6 protein-coding genes are annotated in these 6,417 nt (G+C 72.6%); 1 reads left to right on the top strand and 5 read right to left on the bottom strand.

The genetic code is table 11. From position 1 onward, the window contains the following. The 4 genes from FM076_RS21410 to FM076_RS21395 form a co-directional block, all read right to left on the bottom strand. The coding region (locus FM076_RS21410) for an AAA family ATPase (protein WP_173874906.1) at positions 1 to 974 on the bottom strand (974 nt) is incomplete at its 3' end. A gap of 7 nt (positions 975 to 981) precedes the next feature. Next, entirely contained in the window at positions 982 to 1,740 is a 759-nt protein-coding gene (cpaB, locus tag FM076_RS21405; RefSeq protein WP_173872597.1) for a Flp pilus assembly protein CpaB, read from the bottom strand. Further along, entirely contained in the window at positions 1,737 to 2,669 is a 933-nt protein-coding gene (locus tag FM076_RS21400; RefSeq protein WP_173872596.1) for a hypothetical protein, read from the bottom strand. Before FM076_RS21400 ends, cpaB begins: the two co-directional genes overlap by 4 nt. 218 nt (positions 2,670 to 2,887) lie before the next feature. After that, complete coding sequence (locus FM076_RS21395) at positions 2,888 to 4,198, bottom strand: Nramp family divalent metal transporter (RefSeq protein ID WP_173872595.1); 1,311 nt, start codon at positions 4,196 to 4,198, stop codon at positions 2,888 to 2,890. A 214-nt stretch (positions 4,199 to 4,412) separates the two neighbouring features. Between FM076_RS21395 and FM076_RS21390 the strand changes: the two genes are divergently transcribed. After that, on the top strand, positions 4,413 to 5,438 hold the full coding sequence (locus FM076_RS21390; protein ID WP_345945146.1) for a chitinase: 1,026 nt from the start codon (positions 4,413 to 4,415) through the stop codon (positions 5,436 to 5,438). Between the two features lie 93 nt (positions 5,439 to 5,531). Here the strand turns inward: FM076_RS21390 and FM076_RS21385 are convergent, their stop codons facing one another. Next, on the bottom strand, positions 5,532 to 6,413 hold the full coding sequence (locus tag FM076_RS21385) for a S1 family peptidase (RefSeq protein ID WP_173872593.1): 882 nt from the start codon (positions 6,411 to 6,413) through the stop codon (positions 5,532 to 5,534). Positions 6,414 to 6,417 lie beyond the last annotated feature (4 nt).

Raw genomic sequence — 6,417 nt, 5'->3', positions numbered from 1 at the left:
GTCTCCTCCGCCTTGCGGATCTGGAGCCGGTCCCACAGCCGCACCATGCGGGTCGCCCCGCGCACGGCCGGCACGTCGGGCGTGGTCAGCAGCAGCGCCAGGTCGGCCGCCTCGACCGCGGCGGCGTTGGCGGCGTGCATATGGGTGCCGCAGTCCAGGACGACGACCTCGTAGTGGGACCGGAGCGCGGCGAGCAGCTGGCGGGCGGCGCGCTCGTCCACGTCCTCGCCGCGTTCGCCCTCGCCCGGCGCCAGCAGCAGGCCGAGCCCGGTCTCGTGCACGTAGACCGCGTCCTGGAGCACCCGGGGCGTCAGGTCCTTGATGCCCGCAAGGTCCGCGACGGACCGGCGGAAGCGCACGTCCAGGCAGGAGGCGACGTCGCCGGACTGCAGGTCGAGGTCCACCAGGGCCACCTCCCGCCCGGCCGCCCTGGCCGCCAGGGCGAGCTGGACGGCGGCGAGGGTGGTGCCCACCCCGCCCTTGGCGCCCGTGACGGTGACGACGGTGCCGCCCGGTCCGCCGGGGCCGCGCGCGCCGGTGCCCTCGCCACCGTGTCCGGCGCCCAGGTGGCGGCGCACCCCGCGGGCCCAGGTGGCCGCCGCCGCCACCCGTGCCTCCAGTTCGTCGTAGGCCAGCGGCAGCGCCACCACACCGCGCGCCCCGGCGTCCATGGCCGCCGAGTACAGCCGGGGGCTGGTGTCCCGGGTGGCGAGGACGACGCCGACGGCGGGGAACCGGAGCGCCACCTGGCCGATCAGCTCCAGCGCGGAGAGGGGGCCGATCAGTTCGTGGACGAGGATGACCTCGGGCAGATCCTCCGGGGACTCCTCGGCCTGCCGGGAGAGGCCCTCCAGCAGCTGGGTGGAGTCCACGGCGGGCGGCACGGGCTCGGCCTCGGGCAACTGGCTGAGCAGGGTGGCGAGGGAGCGGGCGGCGTCCGGGTCGCTGACGGCCGGCTGGATGCGGGTGACCATCAAGACCTCACTTGTCCTGGGGGAGGGTGTAGATGCGGTCCTCCTCGGGGACCGCCTCCTCGTCCCCCGGCGCGACGAGGGCGAGCCGGACGTGTTCGGCGAACGACTCGGCGTAGGCGACGCGCTGGGCGTCCTCGGTGGTGAGCGCGAAGGTGATGGGTACGCCGTCGCGTTCGCGCTGCCGGGTGCGCTCGTCGCGGTCGCCGTCGTCGTCGAGGGGGGTGAGCCTGCCGACGTCGATCACCTTGGCGCGGCTGACCAGGAGCCTGGACTGGGACGGTGTGCCCGCCCGCTCGTCCCGGCCGCCGTTGCCGCGCCGCTCGCCGGGCCGCTGGTCGCCCTCGAAGGTGGCGTAGATGTTGACGCGGTTGCCCGGGTTGATCTTTCCGGCGACGCCGGTCCCGGCGTCGATCAGGATGGCGATCTCCTGTTCGCCCTCGCCCAGTTCGGGCCGCTTCGCCATCATGTCGGACTGGAGCAGCGAGCCCTTCTTGAGCGGATTGACCGCGATCTTGCTGCGGATGTCCGCCGGATCGGTCACCGCGGTCGCGGGCAGCCAGCGGCGCGGCATGGTCGTCCGCGTCAGCTGCGAGGAGTCCAGCGCGGTGTAGGCGGGCACGTCGTGCTTGAGCTTGTAGGCCGTCACCTCGTCGCCGACCTTGGCCTCCACGTTCCGGACGACGGCCACCACACCGGCGAAGGCCGCGAGGGCGCACACCAGCGAGAGGACCAGCAGGAGGACGCCGCGGCGCTGGCGGGAGTTCATCGGCGGATACCTCGGGGGTCGGCGACGGCGGGGCGGTCGTCCGCGGGGTGGCCGGCGCGCTCACCGCGCGGGGCGGCGGGCGGGGGCGAGGAGGGTGAGCGCGCCGGCGGCAGGGGCGTGGCGCAGAACGCGCAGCGGTCACCGATGAGTTCGAGCCCGCAGCCGTGGCAGACCTCGCGCCGCACCGAGGCGACGAGTTGCCGGAGCACGGAGACCTCGGGGATGGCGGCCACGAACTCGGTCAGCTTCCCGGTGCCCCACCAGGAGGCCGAGTCGGCGGGCAGCGGCACCTCCTCCGCCCGGCCGGTCCGCCACAGCGCCGGGAGGACGCGGGTGGCCCAGTCGGAGGCGGGCCGGCCGTGCGCGACGGTCAGCCGGGTGGCGAACTTCGGCCCGGTGAGCCCCGCTCCGGCGTCCTGCTCGCCGAGCCGCACCAGTTCGGGTGTGGGCGCGGCCAGTACGGCGAACCTGGCACCGGGCAGCAGGGAGCGGGCGTGGGCGCCGACGGAGACGGGCACCCGGTCCAGCCCGGCCACGGAACCGAGGACGGCTCCCGCGTACAGGTAGTGCGCCAGCAGCCGTACGGCCGCGCCCAGGACGCCCGGGGAGAAGCCGCACAGCGACAGCTGCCGCAACTGCCGCACCAGCACCGCGCAGGCCAGCGGCGGGAGCCGGACGGGCAGCAGCGCGACGCGGGGGGTCTCCAGCAGGGCGCGGACGGTGTGCAGCCGGTGCAGGAAAGCGGTGGGGAGGGTCTCGGGGTAGACGGTGACCAGGTAGCCGTGCTGTTCCAGCAGCGCGTAGGTCTCGACGAGCGCCGCCTGAAGCGACTGCGCGCCGGGCGGGGAGAGCACATGGGCGCGGGGTGTGTGCCCGTCGGAGGACGGGAGCAGGTGATCCGGGCTGGTGACCGCTAACGCCAACGACACATCCGCCTCCCCCGGGTCCCGACCCCGCGTCCCACACTAGCCACCGCTTCGCGGCCGGTGAACCGTTCCCCGTAACCCGTACCGGATCGGGGCGCCGGCCGCGCGACGGCCACCGGATCAGAGCACTACCCGCCCCCACCGCCCTCCCAATCCCCTCGTGCCCCGCCCGGTGCGGCGCGCGCCGGGCGGGGCCGCGGGGTGCGGCGGGGGCGCGGGCGTCACCAGGGCAGCTCGCGCAGCTCCTGTACGCACAGCACCAGGAACAGCAGCGCCGAGGCGCCCAGGAGGACGTTGCTCAGCCCGCGGTTGCGCCACTCGGCGGGTGTGCGGGAGCTGTTGAGGAGCCACAGCAGGGTGACGGCGAGGAAGGGCATGAAGAAGGCGCCGAGAACGCCGTAGGCGATGACGAGGCCGAAGGGCTCGTCCAGCCACAGCAGCGTCATCGGGGGGAAGGTCAGCCACAGCAGGTAGGCCCGGAAGGGCCAGGAGCGCTCCTGTTCGCCGCGCGCGAGGGGCGCCACACCGGCGTCGGCGTCCAGTCCGCGCGCGGCCCTCATCCGCTCGACGAAGTCCGCGAACATCAGGCTGACGCCGTGCCAGACGCCGACCAGCGAGGAGTAGGAGGCGGCGAAGAAGCCGACGAGGAAGAGTTTCGCGGTGAAGCCGCCGAAGCGGTCCCCCAGGATCCGGTCCAGTTCCAGCAGCCCCTTGTCGCCGGAGGCGAGGGCGACCTGGGAGGCGTGCAGCAGTTCGGCGCCGACGATCAGCATGGCGATGACGAAGACGCCGGTGGTCAGGTAGGCGACGCGGTTGTCGAGCCGCATCATCTTCATCCAGCCGCTGTCGGTCCAGCCCTTGGCGTTGATCCAGTAGCCGTACGCCGCCATGGTGATGGTGCCGCCGACGCCGCCGACGAGGCCGAGCGTGTAGACGATGGAGCCGGACGGCAGCACCGGCAGCAGGCCGGCCAGGGCCCGCGGCAGGTCGGGGGCGACGCGGATGGCCACGTAGACGACGACCAGGAACATCACGCCGACGAAGACCATCATGATCTTCTCGACGACGGCGTAGCGGTTGGTCCACACGAACACCAGGCCCAGCAGCCCGGTGAGGATGGCCCACGCCTTGAGCGGCATGACGTCGGGGAAGAGCGCCGCCAGCGGCAGCGCGCTGGAGGACATGGCGGTCGCGCCGTACACGAAGCCCCACAGGACGACGTACACCGCGAAGTAGACGGTGGTCCACGGCCCGAGGCTGCGCCAGCCGTCGAAGATGGTGCGTCCGGTGGCCAGGTGCCAGCGGCCGGTCGCCTCGGCGAGCGCGATCTTGACGACGCAGCCGAGGACGGCGGCCCACAGCAGCGTGTAGCCGAACTTGCTGCCCGCGATCAGCGTGGCCACCAGGTCCCCGGCGCCGACACCGGTCGCCGCGACGACCATGCCGGGGCCGACCATCTTCCAACTGGGCTTGCGCACCGGGTGCGCGGCACCGCCGCCGGGCGCCGGTGACGTGGTGTCCTGGCCTGCCATGCCGTCTGCCTCCGCCGTACGGGGAACTGCGAGGGTGGGCGACCGCGCAGGCCGCAGGCGCATGTAACCCGCTGCGGACGATCAGCACAAGGGGTCGGGCGCGGCCGTACCGGACGGGTGCGGTGCCGGACTCTTGACAAGCCTAATGGTCTGGACCAGGTTGGACGGCACACACGCACCACCCTCCTCATTTCCCCCCACACCGGAGGCAGTTGTGCCACGTACCAGACGTCACCCGTTCCCGCGCTCGCTCGTCGGACTGCTCGCTTCCGCGCTGGCCGCCACCGGCCTGCTCGCCCTCGGCCCGGCCGGCGCGCACGCCGGCTCCCCCGCCGCGGGCCCCGGGCCCCGCGTCGGCGCCTCCCAGGTCCCCGCGCACGCGGTCACCGGCTACTGGCAGAACTTCGACAACGGCGCGACCGTCCAGACCCTCGCCGAGGTCCAGGACGAGTACGACATCATCGCCGTCGCCTTCGCCGACGCGACGGGCACGCCGGGCAAGGTCGACTTCACCCTCGACCCGGCACTCGGCTACTCCGAGCAGCAGTTCAAGGCCGACGTGGCCGCCAAGCAGGCGGAGGGAAAGTCGGTCGTCCTCTCCGTCGGCGGCGAGAAGGGCGCCGTCTCGGTGCACGACGACGCCTCCGCCACCGCCTTCGCCGACAGCGTCGTCTCGCTCATGGACCAGTACGGCTTCGACGGCGTCGACATCGACCTGGAGAACGGCCTCGACTCGACCTATATGACCAAGGCCCTCGAGGCGATCCACGCCGCCAAGAGCGAGGTGGTCGTCACGATGGCCCCGCAGACGGTAGACATGCAGTCGCCGCAGAACGAGTACTTCAAGACGGCGCTCAACATCAAGAGCTTTCTGACCGTCGTCAACATGCAGTACTACAACAGCGGTTCGATGAACGGCTGCGACGGAAAGGTCTACTCCGCCGGAACCGTCGACTTCCTCACCGCGCTGGCCTGTGTCCAGATCAAGGGCGGGCTCGACCCCTCGCAGGTCGGCATCGGCACCCCCGCCTCCCCGCAGGCGGCCGGCTCCGGCTACGTCGATCCGGGCGTGGTCAACTCCGCCCTCGACTGCCTGGCCAAGGGCACCGGGTGCGGCAGCTTCCAGCCCGACCAGAAGTGGCCCGGCATCCGCGGCGCGATGACCTGGTCCACCGCCTGGGACGCGGCGGCGGGCAACAAGTGGTCCGGCACTGTCGGGCCCCACGTGCACGGCATGTGACGGCCACGCCGCCGCCGTCCGGCGGCGGCGCCCCGCCGCACGCACGCCCCGGGTCCGCACGGACCCGGGGCGTGCGCCACTGGTGCCGCCGGGCTACCCCTTGGGCTCCGGCAGGACGCAGCCGCGGGCGTCCAGGGCGAGCTGGTTGCCCCGGCCGAAGCAGGGCGTGATCAGGTAGGTCTGCTGCCCGTACGCGTTCAGGTGGCGGACGGAGACGTTCCCGTCCTCGTCCACCTCGCACGGGTTGTTGAGCGTGCAGCGCTCCCCGTCCTCGTTGTGGGTGTTGTTGACGCCGACGACCTTGCCGGTCGCGTTGTCGATCACCGGGGAGCCGGAGGTGCCGCCCTTGGTCTGGCAGTCCATCGTGTAGCGGATGGAGTCCTTCCAGGTCCAGTCGGCCTCCTTGAGACGGTGGGCGAAACCGTCGATCGCGCAGCCGAACGTCTCCTTCCAGTAGCCGGAGACCACGGTGATCTCCCGGCCCTGGCGCGGATGCCTGGCATCCAGCCGCAGCGCGTCGATGCCGTACTTCTTCCTGATCTCCCTGTACGTGGAGGTCGTCTCGTACAGGGAGATGTCGGTGTCCGTCATCGTCGCGTAGGCGATCTTGTCGGAGTGGACCTTCCCGGCGTCGCTGCCGTCGGCGTTCAGCAGCGTGAAGTCGCGGCTGGTCTTCTTGCCGACGACGACCTCCCCGGCGCCGGGCATGCCCTCCTGGAGGCAGTGCCCGTTGGAGAGGACGAGCGCCGGGTCGGTGTCCCTGGAGTGCTTCAGCTTGACGAGGGAGCCGGAGCAGTTGCTCAGCGCGACGGTGCCCTCGAAGGAGGGCGTGGCGGACGCGGCGCCCTTCGCGGGCGCGGCGGTGGTGGCGGAGCCGGCGGGGCTGGTGGCGACGGCGGGGGCGGTGGCTATGCCCACCAGCGCGGCGGCGCCGAAGAGCGCCGCCGCTGCCGAGCCGACGAGGGGCTTTCTCATGTAC

Origin of the sequence: Streptomyces albus subsp. chlorinus (assembly GCF_013302895.1) — a bacterium.
In the GTDB taxonomy this organism is placed as follows: Bacteria; Actinomycetota; Actinomycetes; order Streptomycetales; family Streptomycetaceae; genus Streptomyces; species Streptomyces chlorinus.
The sequence above is the reverse complement of the archived record's forward strand: the minus strand, read 5'-3'. Positions and strand labels throughout refer to the sequence as shown.

What these genes read in the sequence shown, in the direction of transcription:
- cpaB (WP_173872597.1), bottom strand. Translation starts at nt 1,740, where the DNA reads ATGAACTCCCGCCAGCGCCGCGGCGTCCTCCTGCTGGTCCTCTCGCTG.
- FM076_RS21395 (WP_173872595.1), bottom strand. Translation starts at nt 4,198, where the DNA reads ATGGCAGGCCAGGACACCACGTCACCGGCGCCCGGCGGCGGTGCCGCG.
- FM076_RS21385 (WP_173872593.1), bottom strand. Translation starts at nt 6,413, where the DNA reads ATGAGAAAGCCCCTCGTCGGCTCGGCAGCGGCGGCGCTCTTCGGCGCC.